This window comes from Bacillus sp. FJAT-53060, assembly GCF_037104745.1.
Classification (GTDB): domain Bacteria; phylum Bacillota; class Bacilli; order Bacillales; family Bacillaceae; genus Bacillus; species Bacillus stratosphericus_B.
Window position 1 is genome coordinate 1 of sequence record NZ_JBAWSW010000046.1, and the last position, 17600, is coordinate 17600.

The window sequence follows — 17600 nt, forward strand, 5'->3', positions numbered from 1 at the left end:
ATATCGGACTGGATAATTTGTATATGACTTTGAAAAAGCTTTTTCGCCATGATATTGATACTTTCTGACCCAATATTGAAGTATACTTTTGTTCACGCCAATCTGTTTTGCAATTCTAAGCAAGCTCTCACGGTCAATGAGGTATCGTTTTACCGCTTTGATTTTATCTTCAATTGTAAATTTAGCCAAAGAAAAGCACCTCCAAATGTTAGACTGTGTCTAATATTTGGGGTGCACTTCAAAATACACCTCTTTTTATTTTTTTAAGAGTGCGCAGCTACACTTACTTTTGATAGATCAAACGCATCATGCAGGGCTTCAACCGCTTTGACCATATCATCACGGCCTACCACTGTTGAGACTTTGATTTCAGACGTACTGACCATTTTCACTAGAATGTCTTTTTCAGCTAACACAGCGAACATTTCAGCAGCTACGCCTGGATTTGAGACCATACCCGACCCAACGATGGATACTTTGGCTAATTTGCTTTCTGTCTCAATCTGCTCATAGCCAAGTGCCCCTTTATATTCTTCTAATACTTCAACTGTTTTGGACAAATCATCCGTTTTCACAGAGAAAGAGATGGAAGTTTGATTTGTGCTTGTGACGGACTGAATGATGATATCGACGTTGATATTTTGCTTAGCAAGCGTCGTAAAAATGGTCGACAATGTTGTTAAACCGCTTGAAAGGCCGCACACCGTCACACGTGTGATCTGATCTTCAAATGCAATTCCTCTTACGACTAAATTTTGTTCCACGGATGATTCCTCCTCAATTAACGTACCCGTTTCATATTCAATACTAGAACGGACTTCTAGTGGGACTTGATAATTTTTCGCAAACTCTACGGCTCTCGGATGCAAGACGCCAGCCCCTAAATTGGCTAGCTCGAGCATCTCATCGTATGAAATACCTGCAAGTTTTCGCGCAGACGGCACATAACGCGGATCTGTCGTAAACACACCTGATACGTCCGTGTAAATATCACATTTGTTGGCTTTGAGTGCAGCAGCAAGTGCCACAGCCGTCGTATCTGAACCACCACGGCCAAGAGTTGTAATATGTAGATCATCTGCAATCCCTTGAAAGCCTGCTACTACAACGACTTTTCCCGCACTCAGTTCTTCTTGGATTCTTGCTTCATCGATGTCCACGATTCTTGCATTTCCGTACACCTTCTCTGTTTTCATACCAGCCTGCCAGCCTGTAAAGGAAATGGCATCATAGCCTTTTGCTTGCAGTGCCATTGCCAATAACGAAATGGTCACTTGCTCCCCAGTCGTTAGCAGCATATCCATTTCTCTTTTGCTTGGATCATCTGTGAGTTCTCTCGCTAGGTCCACTAGAACATCAGTTGATTTGCCCATTGCTGACACAACCACAACCACATCATGTCCTGCCTTGCGTACAGCGATCACTCTCTCTGCGGCTCTGCGAATTTTTTCTGTCGATCCAACGGATGTTCCGCCAAATTTTTGTACAATTAGTCCCATGTCTAACCACCCTTTTTCAAAAGATCACGTGTAAGAGAAGAGGCAAGAAGCGGCTTTGGAGACTGCCCACTCACTGCAAACAAAAAAGCAATGAGAGAACAGATCTCCCATTGCTTTGAAATCATCATCAAAAGATGCAAACAATGAGATAGCCCTCCAAGAAATAAATTCTTGACAGCCCTACATTTCTTCAATGTACAGCCAGCGAATAAAATGAGTGGATTTTATTCACTTCGGCGACGCTCCCCTTTCAGCCCTCTTCCTAGATCCCATCGATCTCTGACGGCCTACTTTTGAAGTTCGCACCTCTATCTTCAACAAACAACACGTTCATTTATTAAATTAGTGACATTTTAACAGACTATTGGAAAAAGTACAATCTATTTTTTTAATGCTTCCATTAAAAGTTTGGCCGTTTGTTTCGGAATGCCAGCCTCCTGAAAATCTTGGACAGAAGCATCCTTCATCTTTTTCACAGAGCCAAAATGTTTGAGCAGCTGCTTTTTACGCTTTTCTCCGATACCTGGTACATCATCTAAAATAGACTGGAATGCATTTTTTCTGCGCAGCTGCCGGTGAAAGCTAATGGCAATCCGGTGCACTTCATCTTGAATACGCTGTAATAAATAAAAGGCCTGACTGTTACGCTCTAGCGCAACAATTTTAAGTGTATCACCCATCATGAGATTCGATGTCCGGTGTTTTTCATCTTTCACAAGACCTGCTACTGGAACAGACAAATTCAATTCATTTTCGAGCACATCTATGGCTGCGTTGATCTGTCCTTTTCCTCCATCAATTAAAATTAAATCTGGAAGCGGCAGCTCATCCTTTAACACGCGAGTATATCGTCTTCTGATGACTTCGCGCATGGATGCATAATCATCTGGCCCTGCGACGGTTTTAATTTTGTATTTTCGATATTCCTTTTTATACGGTTTCCCGTCCTGAAACACAACCATAGCGGAAACTGGGTCTGCACCTTGAATATTTGAGTTATCAAATGCCTCAATCCGGTATGGCATATAAATATTGAGTGCATCGCCGAGCTGCTTTACCGCCCCAATTGTCCGTTCTTCATCACGCTCTATGAGCGAGAATTTTTCTTTGAGAGCGATTTTGGCATTTTGATGTGCAAGTAAAAGCAAATCCTTTTTCTTTCCTTTTTTCGGCTGGTGAACATTCGTTTCAAGCAATTGCTCGAGCATCTCTTGATCTACGCTGTCTGGCACTAAAATTTCCTTTGGAATAAAATGGTTGTTCTTTTCATAAAACTGCCCCATAAACGTTAGGAATTCTTCTTCAGGGTCTTGATACATTGGGAACAGACTGACATCGCGCTCAATTAATTTCCCCTGTCTGATGAAGAAGACTTGGACACACATCCAGCCCTTATCATAGGCATAGGCAAATACATCGCGATCGGATAAGTCACTCATCGTCATTTTCTGCTTTTCCATCGTTGAGTCGATGTATGCGATTTGATCTCTTAATTCCTTTGCCCGCTCAAACTCTAATTGTTCAGCCGCTTCTTGCATCTTCTCAGTTAGTTCTTTCTTAATTTGCTGATGCCCTCCGTTTAGAAACCTTGTGATTTCATCCACGAGCTGCTTATTCGTTTCTTCAGAAATATCATACACACATGGTGCAAGACATTGTCCAAGGTGGTAATAAAGACAGACGCGATCAGGAAGTGTCGCACATTTTCTTAGTGGATATAAACGGTCCAGCAGCTTTTTTGTTTCTCTTGCTGCTTGTACGTTCGGATATGGACCGAAGTATCGCCCTTTATCCTTTTTCACATTGCGGGTGACAATCAGCTTAGGATGCCGCTCATTCGTAATTTTAATAAAAGGATATGTCTTATCATCCTTAAGCATGACGTTGTATTGTGGGTCATATTTTTTGATTAAATTCAGCTCTAAAATAAGCGCCTCAATATTAGAAGAGGTCACAATGTATTCAAAGTCCACAATTTCATTAACAAGCCGCTGCGTTTTGGCATCATGAGAGCCAGTGAAATAAGAGCGTACCCTATTTTTTAATACCTTTGCCTTTCCCACATAAATGACCTTATTTTGCCTATCTTTCATTAAGTAACAGCCTGGTTGATCAGGCAGGACTGACAACTTTTCTTTGATCAGTTTGTTCATCTTTTCATCCGTCCTTGTTTTCCTCTTTCACTCCTTCTAGTGTATCACGAACGTTTGTTTTATACCATGGTGAAAGAAAAGCGGCTCTCGTCTATACGAGAACCGCTTTCAGTAATCATGCCGAATTGGCACAAATGGATTTATAGATGTTTGTTTACAAGCTCAGCTAGTGCTTCTTTTGGTTTAAAGCCAACAGAAGTTTCTACGACTTCACCGTCTTTTAAAACAAGAAGTGTTGGGATACTCATCACGCCGTATTTACCAGCAGTTTCTTGGTTATTGTCTACATCAATTTTTACAATTTTCATTTTATCGCCCATTTCTTGATCAAGCTCTTCAAGAACTGGAGCAATCATTTTACAAGGGCCGCACCATGGTGCCCAAAAATCTGCAAGAACAACACCTTCTGCCGTTTCTTGTAAAAATGTTGCGTCAGTCGCTTTTACGATTGCCATTATTCATTCCTCCAATGTAAATTATGCTTTTTAGTATAGCATCTACCAATGTGACTTGCGAATGAAATGCTTACGAATCATTTTTTTGAAATGAATCAAAAAACAAACCTTATAATCGCACCGATGACAACAATCGCACCGATGATCACCAGAATGGTTCTTAACATATGACATAACTCCCTTTCCGCTTCATTTACAACTTATGATGCCCCAACATTCTTTTCATCAAACATAGGAATATGTCATCAGGTGAGGTGGATTGTCATCATCACAACCGACATACATCAAATTTCTAGAAATCGATAGATAGGGGTCAAGACCGGCACAGCAAAATGGTATCTCTCCTCGTGTTTTGTTAATACAAAAACCCAAGATTTGTTCCTAGCTCTGGGTCATACCAAGTCCCCTATTCATCAATGATCATCCCGATTCTCTTTTCTGGATCATAAAGATCTATGACCTGTCCATGATCCATGGAAAGCTGTTCCATCTCATAAGACTTTTTCAACGTCGTAAACCATTCATCCTTAGAAAATCAGTCGCAGACCTTTCTTCTCCCATGTACCAGGAACAGTATAATAATGCAAACTGAGTCCGTCCATCCATGAAGCAGCACACTCCATTAGAAATGAGTCCGATCACTTCATTTACTTTTACTGTTTCCTTCACTTGTTAACCGCTCCTTTGTTTCATGATGACATACAAAAAACCCAGAATACCTAGGCATTCTGAGTGTATGCGTTAAGAGTGGATAAACATCTTTTTTAACTCTTCATTCAAAAGTGGAACCACTTCAAACAAGTCACCAATGATCCCGTAATCGGCGATTTTGAAGATCTCAGCTTCTGGATCTTTGTTAATTGCAACAATGACTTTACTGTTAGACATTCCGGCTAAATGCTGAATTGCCCCTGATATCCCGCAGGCAATATAGAGGTCTGGTGTGACGACCTTACCCGTTTGACCAATTTGCAGGGCATAATCACAGTAGTCTGCATCACAGGCACCACGCGAGGCACCCACTGCTGCACCTAGCGTTTGGGCAAGTTCTGTGAGCGGTTCAAAGCCTTCCTTACTCTTGACCCCTCGCCCTCCAGCGACAATGACCTTTGCTTCAGATAGGTCTACACCTTCTGACGTTTTTTTGATGACTTCCTTCACAATCGTTCGCAGGTTCTGAATATCAACAGAAACAGGAATGACTTCTCCACTTCGTGATGCATCCCGTTCCAGCGGTGTCAAGTTGTTCGGGCGAATCGTCGCCAAAAGAAGACGATCTGTCGAGATGACTTTTTCAAAGGCTTTTCCTGAATAAATCGGTCTCGTGAAAACGAGATGTTCTCCGGCAACGCTTACATCTATTGCATCTGAAATCAAGCCTATTTGCAGGCGTGCTGCTATTTTGGGTGACAAGTCTTTTCCGATAGACGTATGACCAAAAAACACTGCATCTGGATTGACCTGATCTAATATCACTTGAAGCGCCTGCGCAAAACCATCTGACGTATAATATGAAAGGTGTGGATGCTCCACAATCATGACTTGATCTGCTCCATAGTAAAGCAGCTCATCGGCTTGTTCTTTGACGTTATCCCCTATTAAAACGCCGATCACCTCACCGCCATCAGCCACTTGATGAGCGGCAGCAATCGCTTCAAATGTCACATTTCTTAATTTACCGTCACGACTCTCTCCAAGTACAACAACTTTTTTACTCATCTTTCAAGCTCCCCCTTGTTCTCGTGATATCATAAACTGGGATGTTTAGATCACTTTTGCTTCATTTCTTAATAGATCTGTCAGTTCCTTGACTTGATCCTGAAGCTCACCGCTCAGCACCTTGCCACCCTCTTTTTCCTCTGGTAAGAAACGTTCAATCGTTTTGATTTTATATGGCACATCGTCCTCATCGAGATCTAAATCATCTAGTTCCAATTCTTCAAGAGGCTTTTTTTTCGCCTTCATGATACCTGGTAATGATGGATAACGAGGCTCATTGAGACCCTGCTGCGCTGTGACCACAAGCGGGAGCTCGACAGAAATCACTTCAATGTCACCCTCTGCATCTCGTTCAATTGAAGCGGAGTTGCCGTCAATTTGAATACTTGTAATCGTTGTGACATATGAAAAGCCAAGTAATTCAGCAAGACGCGGGGCAACCTGTCCAGAGCCGCCGTCAATCGCCACATTCCCTGCTAAGATTAAAGAAGCCTCTTTGTCCTTGAAATAGTGATATAGAATCGTAGAAGCTGAATATTGATCCCACTCCTCCAAGTCGTCTTCAACATTTAATAAAACGGCTTGGTCACAGCCCATAGCAAGTGCTGTTCTCAGCTGTTTCTCCGCATCCTCGCTGCCAACTGTCACAACGGTTACTTCTCCCCCCTGCTCATCCCGAAGCTGAATCGCTTCTTCTATTGCATACTCGTCATAAGGATTAATAATGAACTCTGCCCCATCTTCTTGAATGGTACCAGACTGAATGGAAATTTTCTCTTCCGTATCAAACGTACGCTTCATCAAAACAAATATATTCATCCATTTCTCCCCCTTGTGTCGTACTGATCTCTTATTCCCCTTTAAAATTCGGTTTGCGCTTTTCGATAAAGGCTTGGATGCCTTCTTTGGCATCATTCGATTGGAAGACCTCACCAAACTTTTTGGCTTCCAGCTTCATTCCGCCATCATATGAATACACTTTTGCCGCGTTCAATAACTCAAGCACATACTCGAGTGTTTTTGGGCTTTTCGCTGCAAATTTCGCCGCAAGTGTTTTGGCTGCTTCCAGCGCCTCTTCCTCTGCTTTTACAAGCTTTGAAACAAGTCCGCAAGCGAATGCATCTTCTCCTGTAATCGGTTCAGCTGTTCCCATCATTTCAAGTGCTTTAGCAGCACCAACGTAACGAGGTAGACGCTGCGTTCCTCCAAAGCCTGGAATAATGCCGAGGTTTAGTTCCGGTAGCCCAAGCTTCGCATCGTTTGTTGCGATACGAATATCACAGGACATCGCTAGCTCAAGGCCACCGCCTAATGCTGCCCCATGAATGGAGGCAATGACTGGCTTTGGACATTTCTCAATTCGTTCAAAGACTTGCTGTCCTCGGTCTGCAAGGCTCGCATAATCAGACTCTTCCTGTAAGGTCGTAAATTCTTTTATATCAGCACCCGCTGAGAAGAATCTGCCTTCTCCATGGATGATAATAGCTCGCACTTCTTCATTTTGTTCGAGCTGGTCAAACATGTCATCGAGCTCAGTGAGAAGCTGAGAAGATAAGGCGTTTGCAGGTGGATGTTGAATCGTGATGAGCGCTGTCTGTCCTTCATAATGTAAGCTGAGTATCTTTTCCATGTCAATCATCCTTTTTCAATTGTCTTTAAGATTGGTGTATTCCGTTTAAGAGTAGATCATGTACGTTTTCTGCAAGTGCAGACAGGTCATACTTTTGATCATTCATGACCCATGTTGTAGCGGTTTCATCAATCGTTCCAAATACCATTTGTCTCGCTAAACGGACATCCAGATCTTGTTTAAATTCTCCTGTTTTCTTTCCCTCTGTTAAAATGGAGTCGAGCATATTTAAGTACCCTTTCAGCACCTCATTGATTTTTTGCCGCAGCTCGAGGTTTGACTGCCTGAGTTCAAGCTGTGTCACAAGGGCCAAATGATGATCTTGCGAAAGCAGGCGAAAGTGTTCCTGAATCAGTAGGAGAAGCTTTTTTTTGGCAGACGGTTTCTTTTGAATATCTGTTTCCATCCGTTCGATGAATTGTCCCATTTTTTCTTTGAATAATGAGATCAGAATATCCTCTTTGTTTTTAAAATAGAGATAAATCGTTCCGTCTGCTACCCCCGCTTGTTTGGCAATCTTTGAAACTTGCGATTGATGATAGCCATTCTCTGCAATCACTACAACTGCTGCATCAATAATTTGCATGTACTTCGGTCTTTTCTGCTTCAATGTGCTTCGTCCCTTTCTAAATTGAATGAGCATTCATTCATAACTTTATGTTAAAAAGAAACGAGTGATTTGTCAAGTGAAGTTCTTCTTTCTTTTCAACCTTTAAGATACCAGAGCAGACAAGCATAATTCATATCATCCGGCCGGTGGACCGGATGATGCTAGTTATTTTTTTGATTGATCGGCAGGCACTTCAGATAAAGATGATTGCTTTCTTTTTTCTTCTTCAATTAAGACTCTGCGCAAGATTTTTCCTACGGCCGTTTTAGGCAGTGCCTCCTTAAATTCATAGACACGCGGCACTTTAAATGAGGCAATTCGCGTTCTGACAAAACGATCTAGCTCATCCTCTGTTAAATAGGCATCCTTTTTCGTGACAACAAATGCTTTTACCGTCTCTCCCCGGTACGGGTCTGGAATACCTGCCACGACTACTTCCTGTACAAGCTCATGCTCATAAAGGGCTTCTTCGACCTCTCTTGGGTAAATATTATAGCCACTCGCAATGATCACATCTTTTTTCCGGTCTACTATATAGAAAAAACCGTCCTCATCCATATACCCAATATCTCCGGTGAAAAACCAGCCATCCCTTAACACAGCCGCTGTCTCCTCTGGCTGATTCCAGTACCCCTTCATGATCTGCGGCCCTTTAACAATAATTTCTCCGTGCTCATATGGCTCCTTGAGTCCTCCGGTTTCCTCGCAATAAATGCCGGCATCTGTATTGGGCCAAGGACAGCCAATGCTGCCTATTTTGTTCACTCCCCATAAGAAATTGGCATGAGTCACTGGCGAGGTTTCTGAAAGACCATATCCCTCCACTAAGCGTCCTCCTGTCAATTTTTCAAAGCTTTGTTTGACTTCAACAGGAAGAGCCGCCGAACCGCTTAAACAAGCCGTAATGGACGACAGGTCATAATCTTCAATGTTCGGGTGATGGAGCAAGCCAATATACATCGTTGGTGCTCCAGGAAACAACGTCGGTTTTTGTTTTTCAATGGTTTTGAGGGTATCAGCCACATCAAAGCGCGGCAGAAGAATCATTTGATGCCCTTCTTTAACAGCAAGGTTCAGCACGGTGGTCATCCCGTACACATGAAAAAACGGAATGATGCCAAGTATTCGTTCTTTTGCCCGATTTGTTTTATACATCCAGGATGCACACATTTCTGTATTGGCTAGTATATTTTCATGTGTGAGCATGACCCCTTTCGGTAAACCAGTCGTTCCACCTGTATACTGTAAAACAGCGACATCCTCTTTCGGTTGAAAGGATCGCTGCGGAATCCGTTCTCCTGATGATTCTTTCATGACCTGTGAGAAGTCATGAATGGTATCACTTTTCTCGACTTGGATGACCATTTTGTTTTTTCTTCGTTGAACAATAGGGAACAAAATATTTTTCGGGAATGGTAAATAATCTTGTAGTTTGGTGATGATCAAGTGTTCCATACATGTCAACGCTTTCATTTTATAGGCCTTTGGATACAGCAGATCGAGTGTGATCAGCACCTTTGAACCGCTATCCTCCATTTGATATGCGAGTTCTTTCTCCGTATAAAGCGGGTTTGTTTGAACAACAATGCCTCCTGCTATCAAAACAGCATAATAAGAAATGACCGATTGTGGGCAGTTTGGTAGCATAATAGCCACTCGGTCGCCTTTTTTCACGCCAATCTTGATCAGATGATTGGCTAGTTTTAACGCATCTTTCTGTAACTGCTCATAGGAGATGTTTTTCCCTAAAAAATGAATGGCTGTATGCTCAGGTGCTGCCTCTGCGGAGCTGAATAAGTAAGATTGTAACGTTTCATTTGGGATGGTGAGTTCGTGGGGAATTTGATTTGGGTAATGCAGAAGCCATCGTTTATCTGACTGCATAAAAACCCTCCTTCCTGAACTTTCATACTATTTTATTATAGCAAACTTTTCCTTAGGCAGCTTGCTTTTTTCAAATAGACCTACACAATTGTACACCTTCACTTTTTGGTCTGTATTTCTATAGATTCTCTTTTCCCTTCATAATACCATTTCTCATATAACCACCCGATCACACGAAACGACTCATTGACTCTTTCCATCATTTTTTATGGGTACTAGGGTCATTGTAAATGTGTATGTATAAAATCTAGTAAATGACTTCATCAGCATCTCTTGTTCTCTTATGAAGCACTTCAATTCCTCGTTCATACTGAATGAGGGTAAAAAAGGTCTACGTTTCATATATGTCTTGGAGACGTGATGTCTAGACAAGTTTCAATGCGCTTCATTAGTTCGTCTTTTTGTAAGATTTGATTCATCAAGATTCGCCGCCTTTGATGAGATAAAAGCTGTCAAGACTTTCCTTGACAGCTTTCTAAGATGGTATTTTCATTTCACAGGAACATGTAAACGGCACCAATGACCGCAAAAGTGCAGGCAACCACGATTAATACCTTTGCTAGCTTTTCCATGTTGTCTCCTTATATGCCGGCTGCTACTACGTAAGACAGCCCAACAGAAATAATGAGTGAAATAAACCCAACCGCTCTATTATCATTCTCAATCTCTTTGTCTACTTTAAATCTTGGTGTTAAAAATTCAAATATGAAGTAACTGACAAGCAGCATCATAAAGCCGTAAACGCCCCATCCAACCATTTGAGGAAGGGAGTTATGCTGTACGATAGAATGCTGAAACACATTCGCAATCCCAAAGATCTTCCCGCCTGTTGCCATAGCAACCGCTAAGTTCCCCCGCTGAATCTCTTCCCAGTTTTTATAGGAGGTCACGAGTTCAAAAATGGTTAGAAATAAGACAAGACATAGGACGGCCACGCTGTAATAGGCAGCGATCTCCACAAGTTCATTTTCCCAAAAGGCTTTCATGCGTTTTCTCCCTTTTTACTTTAATTCGACGATGGTGACACCTGATCCTCCCTCGCCCTGTTCTCCAAAACGAGCATTTTTCACACTTCGATGCTGTTTTAATAATTCCTGGACTCCTTTTCTTAGGGCGCCCGTTCCTTTTCCATGAATAATCGACACGCGCGGATAGCCAGCTAATACGGCATCATCTAAATATTTCTCGACCCTACTTAATGCATTCTCATAACGCTCTCCCCTTAAATCAAGCTCAAGCGATACATGATAGTCTTTCCCTTTGACCGCCGTAATGGCTTTCTCTTGCTTAAATTCCGGTGCTGATTTGATAAATTCCATGTCTTTTTCTTTTACTTTCATTTTCAGAATGCCCATTTGGACACTCCATTCTTTGTCACCTGTTTGTTCGAGCAATGTTCCTTTTTGTCCAAATGTGAGCACTTTGACTTCATCGCCTGGCTTTAGCTGTCTTGCTGCTTTTTTCGCTGGATCTGGTTTTTTCTTCCGGTCAAACTCAGGGACAGCTTCTTCAAGACGCTTTCTCGCATCGATGAGTTCATGCTCTTTGAACACGCGATGCTCACTTTTAATGGAACGCAGCTCTTGTATGATGTCTTCAGCTTCTTTGGCTGCTTGTTCAATCTTTTCTTTCGCTCTTTGTTCAGCTTCTTTAAACAGCTTGTCTTTTCGCTCATTCCATTCAACGATTTGTCTTTGCAGTTCCTTATGAAGCTTCTCAGCTTCTTTTCTATAAGATTCTGTTTCATGCAGTTCTTCTTCTGCTTGTTTCTTACTGTCTTCTAGTGAAGCAATCATTTGATCTACTTCATTATGCTCTGCATGCATATCCGCTTTTGCTCTATCAATCAGGTGGTGAGGCAAACCAAGTCGTTTGGAGATTTCAAACGCGTTACTCCGTCCAGGTACACCGATGAGCAAGCGGTACGTTGGTGATAGGGTTTCGATGTCAAACTCTACACTTGCATTTGTGACACCTTCTCGGTTATACCCGTATGCCTTCAGCTCAGGGTAGTGTGTCGTTGCGATGACGCGCGCATTTGTTTGATGAACTTCATCTAAGATACTCATCGCAAGTGCTGCACCTTCAGCAGGGTCAGTTCCTGCCCCTAATTCATCAAATAACACAAGTGAATTCGAGGTCAAATTCTTTAAAATATCCACAATATTGACCATATGAGATGAGAACGTACTCAAGCTTTGTTCAATGGACTGTTCGTCTCCAATGTCGGCAAAGACTTGGTCGAATACAGCGATTTCTGATCCTTCTTCAACTGGAATATGAAGGCCTGCCTGCGTCATAAGCGTAAGGAGCCCCAATGTTTTTAAGGTGACGGTCTTACCACCAGTATTTGGTCCAGTGATCACGATCGTTGAAAAATCCTTACCAAGTTTAATGTCATTTGCCACAACCTGATCCCGAGGCAATAGAGGATGTCTTGCTCGCTTTAAATAAATCTCCCCTTGCTCGTTCACAGAAGGCTTCGTTGCTTTTTCTGCCTTTGCATATTTGGCTTTGGCAAAGATGAAATCTAACGTCTGGAGTTCTTTTACATTATGAAGCAGTTCATCAATATGCTCTGACACGCTTTCTGTCAAGATTTGAAGAATCTTTTCGACCTCTTCCTTTTCTTTTAAACGGGTTTGCTGCAAGGTATTATTCAGATCTACGACCACTTGAGGCTCAATAAAAAGTGTGGCACCTGAAGACGACTGATCATGAACAATCCCACCATAATTTGAGCGGTACTCTTGCTTAACCGGGATGACAAAACGATCATTACGAATGGTGACAATGGTGTCTGAGAGCATTTTTGAAGCAGATTGTGAACGAACCATGGATTCTAATTTATCACGTACTTTTGATTCTAGTGAGCGTAATTGGATGCGTAATGAACGAAGTGCCGGGGTTGCATGATCAAGCACTTCTCCATTATCACCGATACAGCTCTCGATTTCTTTTCTGATTTCAGGCAGTAAAATGAGCGTTTCTGCATATGTTTGAAGGCATGGTATGTCTACACCATCTTCATACATAGACGCGAGAAAGTGCTTCATATTCTTCACAGCATATAATAGTCCTGCGATTTCCATCAGCTCAGAAGGACTTAATGTACTGCCGATTTCTGCCCGTTTGACTCCACGTCTAATATCCGTTAACCCGCCAAACGGTGCAGATCCCTTTAACCGGATCACATCTTGTGCTTCTGCTACCTCTTCCAGCAAGTGCTGAATGGTTTCTATTTCCGTGAGCGGCGTTAAATCTTGTGCTCTCTCTTTTCCTAAGGTCGATGCAGTATAGGACATGACTTTTTCTTTTACTTTTTGAAATTCTAATGATGCTAACACTTTTTGTTGCAGCATTGTACAGCCTCCTAACGACTACCTGTCACGCGTTAAAAACTTTTTCATCTCATTGAGAGAAAATGTATTCATGACATTTGCTTTTGTTGTCCAGCCCTTTCTTGCAGCTATTACACCGATTTCCATATGATCTAACATAGCGATGTTGTGGGCATCTGTATTGATCATGATGTTCACACCCACTTCGTTTGCTTTCATTAAATGCTCTGTATTCAAATCAAGTCTTGAGGGATTGCTATTTAGCTCTAGTGCAGTGCCTGTTTTCTTTGCAAGCTCTATAAGCTGATCGATATTTAAGGAATAGCCATCCCGTCTACCGATTAAACGCCCTGTTGGATGTCCAATTAAATCCACATGCTGATTTTGAAGGGCATTTTCAAGACGCTTCATTATGACTTCTTCCGGCTGAGAAAAGCTAGAATGGATAGAAGCAATCACAAAATCCATGGTAGTTAAAAAGTCATCATCATAATCTAACGATCCATCCGGCAAAATATCCATCTCTACCCCTTTGAAAATGTAAAAATGCTCGAATTCCTGATTGAGCTTCTCAATTTCTTTTGCTTGTAGACGCAAACGTTCTTTTGTTAAACCATTTGCCACTTTTAAGTATTGAGAGTGATCCGTGATGGCCATGTATTCATAGCCTTTCGCCCTACATGCTTCAGCCATTTCACGAATAGAGAAGGCTCCGTCACTCCATGACGAGTGCATATGTAGGTCTCCTTTGATATCTTTCAGTTCCACAAATTGCATACTTTCTTTATACGTATCAATTTCTGCTCCGGTTTCACGAATTTCTGGTGGAATGAGTGGAAGTTGAAAATGGGCATAAAAAGCGCTTTCGTCTTCGAATGTTTTCACTTCTCCGGTTTCAATCGTTTCAACGCCATATTCACTAATACGCTCTCCGCGCTCCTTCGCAAGCTGTCGCATTCTAATATTATGATCTTTTGATCCTGTGAAATGATGCAATGTGGTGGCAAATTGCTCTGTTGTCACAAGGCGGAAGTCCACACTGATCTCAAAATCAAGTGCAAGAATGACAGATACCTTCGTATCACCACTTGCAATGATGTCTTTTACATGATCAAGTGCAACGAGCTGCTCTCTGACCTGTTCAGGGTGATCTGTCGCAATGATATAATCTAAATCTTTTACCGTTTCACGTACACGTCGTAAACTACCAGCTCTTGAAAAGCGAATGATTTCCTCCATATGTTCGAGCACATGATCAATCCGCTCTGCGACATCTAAAGCAAAACCAATCGGCAGTCGTTCAGGCTGCTTCCCCGCTTCCTCAAGGGCTGCGAGAAGTTTTTCTTCTGTTTTTTTACCGAAGCCAGCTAACGCTTGAACCTTCTCAGCTTCACACGCTACTTTTAAAGACTGAGCATCGTGCACACCAAGTTCCTTGTAAAGCTTTGCGATCTTTTTCCCGCCTAATCCTGGCAATTTTAATAGCGGGACAAGTCCTTCAGGTACTTCCTTTTTCAATTGTTCTAATGTCTCTGATTGGCCTTTTTCGATATACTCTGTGATCACAGCAAAGGTTCCTTTACCAATGCCGGGTAATGATAATAGATCATCTATTTGAGAAAGGCTACGGTCATCTTGTTCAAGTGCCGCTGCTGCTTTTCGAAAGGCAGATACTTTAAAAGGATTATCTCCTTTTAACTCCATATATACTGCTATTGTTTCAAGAAGTTTGATAATATCTTTTTTATTCATCTCTCATCCTCCAGCCGCTTTGGCATCTTCCTTTATAAATATACAAACTTTTCCTTCATCCGACAACTTTGTATCATGGAATGAGAAAAAACTTCTCCAAGAAAAGGAGAAGTTTTTAAACGCCATACGTCGTCCATAATTCTTTGACAAGACTGGACAGATAAGGGGTATTGCCTACGATCACATCTGCTAACATTGATTTGCTTATCATTGTTTGCAGCGCATCGACTGGAAGTAATGCAGCGACAAACAATAGAATAAACACAAATAAATATGTTTCAAGAAATCCTAAAACACCACCAAGCAGTTTGTTAACCTGTTTAATCACAGGTATACTTGCAATGGTTGTGAGCAATCCGCCAATGATGGCGAGCAGGATTTTGGTCAAGATAAACAGAATGATAAACGCAATGGTATTATAATAAGCTGTTTCTAGATTCCCACTAAAGAAAGCGAGCTGCGCTTGACCACCGCTAAAATCAGGTGCTGGAATCCACGTTAGTTGTGGTGCAAGTGACTGATAAAACATCGAAGCAACTAAAATAGAAACAACAAAGCTAATCAATTTAATAGTTTGAAGAATAAACCCACGTTTTAGACCGACAAGCGTTCCCATAAGAAGCAAAAACAAAATGATGATATCGATCATGTTTATTTCATTCCTTTTCTTTAAGCTGAATCTCTAGTTTTTCGTATTGCTCTTTTAATTTCAAGTAGTCGTGGACGACATTGACTGCTGTCAGTACAGCTAATTTGTTTATATCAAGGTATGGGTTTTTTCCATTTATTTCTCTCATTTTATCATCAACAATTGAAGCAACATGTCGCATATGCATCTTCGTTTCTTGGCCGATGATCGTATAGGACTGTCCGTAAATCTCAACTGTTGTTTTCGTTTTACCGCCGTCAGACAACGTTTCTCCTCCATTCCACGAGAATCCTAGTCTCTATCATAACATGTTTAGGCATTGAATGGAAAGACGAGCCCTTCCCTGTTATGGTACACTTTAGAAATCAATGATATCAAGGTAAAAAGGAGTTATCCACTGTGCCCCAATCCGTCTTAAAAGCCACATCAGAAAACATAAAGAAGATGAAGAGCGTGTATGCTCACCATTTAACTGACACTTTGCCGCCAGGCGCTCTGTTTCAAGCAAAGATTCCTGGCTGTACGATTACAGCATATCAATCTGGAAAAGTGCTGTTCCAAGGACAAAAGGCAGAAGCTGAAGCAAGTCAGTTCAGCCATTTAAAAGTGGCTGAAACGAAAAGTGAAAAAATACCTACTGCCACAAAATACAGCCCACCGTCTGGCATTGCTTCCATGTCGGTCATTGGATCAGATGAGGTGGGTACTGGTGATTATTTTGGACCAATCACGGTCTGTGCAGCCTACGTTGATTCCATTCAGCTTGCTCTGATAAAAGAACTTGGCGTTAAAGACTCAAAAGGACTAAAGGATCCGCAGATTATCAACATGGCCAAAGATCTCATCAAAACCATCCCGTTCAGTCTTCTCGTTCTCCGTAATGAAAAGTACAATACCATGCAGGAAAAGGGCATGAGCCAAGGAAAAATGAAAGCACTGCTTCATAACCAAGTCATCACCTCCGTGCTAGAAAAACTGGATGGAAAACCAGAAGCTATTCTCATTGACCAATTTGCAGAACCCGGCATTTATTTCAAGCACCTTGCGGGGAAAAAGATCATCCGAGAGCGTACGTATTTTAGTACAAAAGCGGAAGGCATCCATTTATCAGTTGCTGCAGCTTCCATTATCGCAAGATACGCCTTTTTAATTGAAATGGATAAATTATCAAAAGAAGCAGGCTTTGACATTCCAAAAGGAGCCGGCTCTCATGTCGATAAGGCGGCAGCCAAGCTGATTAAGCTGCACGGCGAAGATGCTTTACGCCAATTTACAAAGCTGCATTTTGCCAACACCCAGAAAGCGAAAAAATGGTTATAATCAAAAAAGAGCTATAGCCCATGAGGGGACTGACCCCCTAAGATGAGACAAATAAAAAACACCTTCAAGTTTGAAAACGGACCGTTGTGATCCGAAATAAAACATGGAGGTGTTTTTTCTATGGGGACAAGAGTGAGTTATCCAGTTGAAGTCAAACAGAAGGCTGTAGAAATGAGATTGGCAGGTGTACCTATGAAAGAGATCATGCAGGAATTGAATATCAAGAATAAGACGCAGGTTCAGACATGGGTGAGGTGGCATAAGGCTGGGGATACACACAGGTTCGAACAGCCTGTTGGAAAACAATATATCTATGGAAAGGGTCCCGAGTACTCTTCGGAATTAGAGAGACTGCAGGCAGAAAATCGTTATCTGAGACAACAGAATGAAGTTTTAAAAAAGTACAACGAATTGGAAAGGAAGTTGATAAGGAAACGTCAATCAAACTGGTAGAAGAATTTCGCAAAACGATGACGGTACAGGACATTTGTGTCCATTTAGGCATCTTACGCACTTCGTATTATAGATGGAAAAAGGAGCTGACTCAGAATCAATCTAAAAGACAACTAGAGAAACAGGTCGGCACGT

General features: G+C 41.8%; 15 protein-coding genes, 2 pseudogenes and 1 riboswitch. Of the genes and pseudogenes, 2 read left to right on the forward strand and 15 right to left on the reverse strand.

The genetic code is table 11. The annotated features are described in order from the left end of the window. The 15 genes and pseudogenes from WAX46_RS13655 to zapA form a co-directional block, all read right to left on the reverse strand. Positions 1 to 189 (reverse strand): transposase (locus WAX46_RS13655; protein ID WP_336493159.1); only part of this gene is annotated, 189 nt, incomplete at its 3' end. 74 nt (positions 190 to 263) lie between these two features. After that, complete coding sequence (locus WAX46_RS13660) at positions 264 to 1499, reverse strand: aspartate kinase (RefSeq protein WP_336494197.1); 1236 nt, start codon at positions 1497 to 1499, stop codon at positions 264 to 266. A gap of 141 nt (positions 1500 to 1640) precedes the next feature. Beyond that, positions 1641 to 1818: riboswitch (Lysine riboswitch) on the reverse strand. A 61-nt stretch (positions 1819 to 1879) separates the two neighbouring features. Beyond that, positions 1880 to 3652 (reverse strand): excinuclease ABC subunit UvrC, encoded by a 1773-nt coding sequence (gene uvrC / locus WAX46_RS13665; protein ID WP_336494198.1) that lies wholly within the window; start codon positions 3650 to 3652, stop codon positions 1880 to 1882. Positions 3653 to 3792: 140 nt separating this feature from the next. Beyond that, the gene (trxA, locus tag WAX46_RS13670) at positions 3793 to 4107 is read right to left on the reverse strand and encodes a thioredoxin (RefSeq protein WP_226569019.1); all 315 of its coding nucleotides are present in this window, start codon (positions 4105 to 4107) and stop codon (positions 3793 to 3795) included. Between the two features lie 358 nt (positions 4108 to 4465). Then, positions 4466 to 4733 (reverse strand): annotated as a pseudogene (locus tag WAX46_RS13675) (alpha-N-arabinofuranosidase); the annotation flags it as partial. 115 nt (positions 4734 to 4848) lie between these two features. Further along, on the reverse strand, positions 4849 to 5826 hold the full coding sequence (locus tag WAX46_RS13680) for an electron transfer flavoprotein subunit alpha/FixB family protein (protein WP_336494199.1): 978 nt from the start codon (positions 5824 to 5826) through the stop codon (positions 4849 to 4851). Positions 5827 to 5871: 45 nt separating this feature from the next. Next, the gene (locus WAX46_RS13685) at positions 5872 to 6645 is read right to left on the reverse strand and encodes an electron transfer flavoprotein subunit beta/FixA family protein (RefSeq protein WP_336494200.1); all 774 of its coding nucleotides are present in this window, start codon (positions 6643 to 6645) and stop codon (positions 5872 to 5874) included. A 31-nt stretch (positions 6646 to 6676) separates the two neighbouring features. Then, complete coding sequence (locus tag WAX46_RS13690; RefSeq protein WP_336494201.1) at positions 6677 to 7456, reverse strand: enoyl-CoA hydratase; 780 nt, start codon at positions 7454 to 7456, stop codon at positions 6677 to 6679. Positions 7457 to 7481: 25 nt separating this feature from the next. Beyond that, positions 7482 to 8066, reverse strand: a complete 585-nt coding sequence (locus WAX46_RS13695; RefSeq protein WP_336494202.1) for a TetR/AcrR family transcriptional regulator — start codon at positions 8064 to 8066, stop codon at positions 7482 to 7484. A 165-nt stretch (positions 8067 to 8231) separates the two neighbouring features. Then, on the reverse strand, positions 8232 to 9950 hold the full coding sequence (locus tag WAX46_RS13700; RefSeq protein WP_336494203.1) for an AMP-binding protein: 1719 nt from the start codon (positions 9948 to 9950) through the stop codon (positions 8232 to 8234). Between the two features lie 581 nt (positions 9951 to 10531). Continuing rightward, positions 10532 to 10936 (reverse strand): DUF350 domain-containing protein, encoded by a 405-nt coding sequence (locus tag WAX46_RS13705; protein WP_226569007.1) that lies wholly within the window; start codon positions 10934 to 10936, stop codon positions 10532 to 10534. Positions 10937 to 10951: 15 nt separating this feature from the next. After that, positions 10952 to 13309: an endonuclease MutS2 gene (locus WAX46_RS13710; RefSeq protein ID WP_336494207.1), complete on the reverse strand. Its 2358-nt coding sequence runs from the start codon at positions 13307 to 13309 to the stop codon at positions 10952 to 10954. Positions 13310 to 13330: 21 nt separating this feature from the next. Then, entirely contained in the window at positions 13331 to 15043 is a 1713-nt protein-coding gene (polX, locus tag WAX46_RS13715; protein WP_336494204.1) for a DNA polymerase/3'-5' exonuclease PolX, read from the reverse strand. A 115-nt stretch (positions 15044 to 15158) separates the two neighbouring features. After that, positions 15159 to 15692: a CvpA family protein gene (locus WAX46_RS13720; protein ID WP_336494205.1), complete on the reverse strand. Its 534-nt coding sequence runs from the start codon at positions 15690 to 15692 to the stop codon at positions 15159 to 15161. A gap of 7 nt (positions 15693 to 15699) precedes the next feature. Continuing rightward, the gene (zapA, locus tag WAX46_RS13725) at positions 15700 to 15957 is read right to left on the reverse strand and encodes a cell division protein ZapA (protein WP_226569000.1); all 258 of its coding nucleotides are present in this window, start codon (positions 15955 to 15957) and stop codon (positions 15700 to 15702) included. 134 nt (positions 15958 to 16091) lie between these two features. Here zapA and rnhC point away from each other — a divergent pair, with 134 nt between their 5' ends. Next, complete coding sequence (gene rnhC, locus WAX46_RS13730) at positions 16092 to 17012, forward strand: ribonuclease HIII (protein ID WP_336494206.1); 921 nt, start codon at positions 16092 to 16094, stop codon at positions 17010 to 17012. A 120-nt stretch (positions 17013 to 17132) separates the two neighbouring features. Then, positions 17133 to 17600: pseudogene (locus tag WAX46_RS13735) on the forward strand (DUF1492 domain-containing protein); the annotation flags it as partial.

Coding starts and splice junctions, on each gene's coding strand:
- WAX46_RS13690 (WP_336494201.1), bottom strand. CDS start 7,456: ATGGAAAAGATACTCAGCTTACATTATGAAGGACAGACAGCGCTCATC.
- uvrC (WP_336494198.1), bottom strand. CDS start 3,652: ATGAACAAACTGATCAAAGAAAAGTTGTCAGTCCTGCCTGATCAACCA.
- WAX46_RS13685 (WP_336494200.1), bottom strand. CDS start 6,645: ATGAATATATTTGTTTTGATGAAGCGTACGTTTGATACGGAAGAGAAA.
- WAX46_RS13720 (WP_336494205.1), bottom strand. CDS start 15,692: ATGATCGATATCATCATTTTGTTTTTGCTTCTTATGGGAACGCTTGTC.
- WAX46_RS13660 (WP_336494197.1), bottom strand. CDS start 1,499: ATGGGACTAATTGTACAAAAATTTGGCGGAACATCCGTTGGATCGACA.
- trxA (WP_226569019.1), bottom strand. CDS start 4,107: ATGGCAATCGTAAAAGCGACTGACGCAACATTTTTACAAGAAACGGCA.
- WAX46_RS13700 (WP_336494203.1), bottom strand. CDS start 9,950: ATGCAGTCAGATAAACGATGGCTTCTGCATTACCCAAATCAAATTCCC.
- WAX46_RS13705 (WP_226569007.1), bottom strand. CDS start 10,936: ATGAAAGCCTTTTGGGAAAATGAACTTGTGGAGATCGCTGCCTATTAC.
- WAX46_RS13680 (WP_336494199.1), bottom strand. CDS start 5,826: ATGAGTAAAAAAGTTGTTGTACTTGGAGAGAGTCGTGACGGTAAATTA.
- polX (WP_336494204.1), bottom strand. CDS start 15,043: ATGAATAAAAAAGATATTATCAAACTTCTTGAAACAATAGCAGTATAT.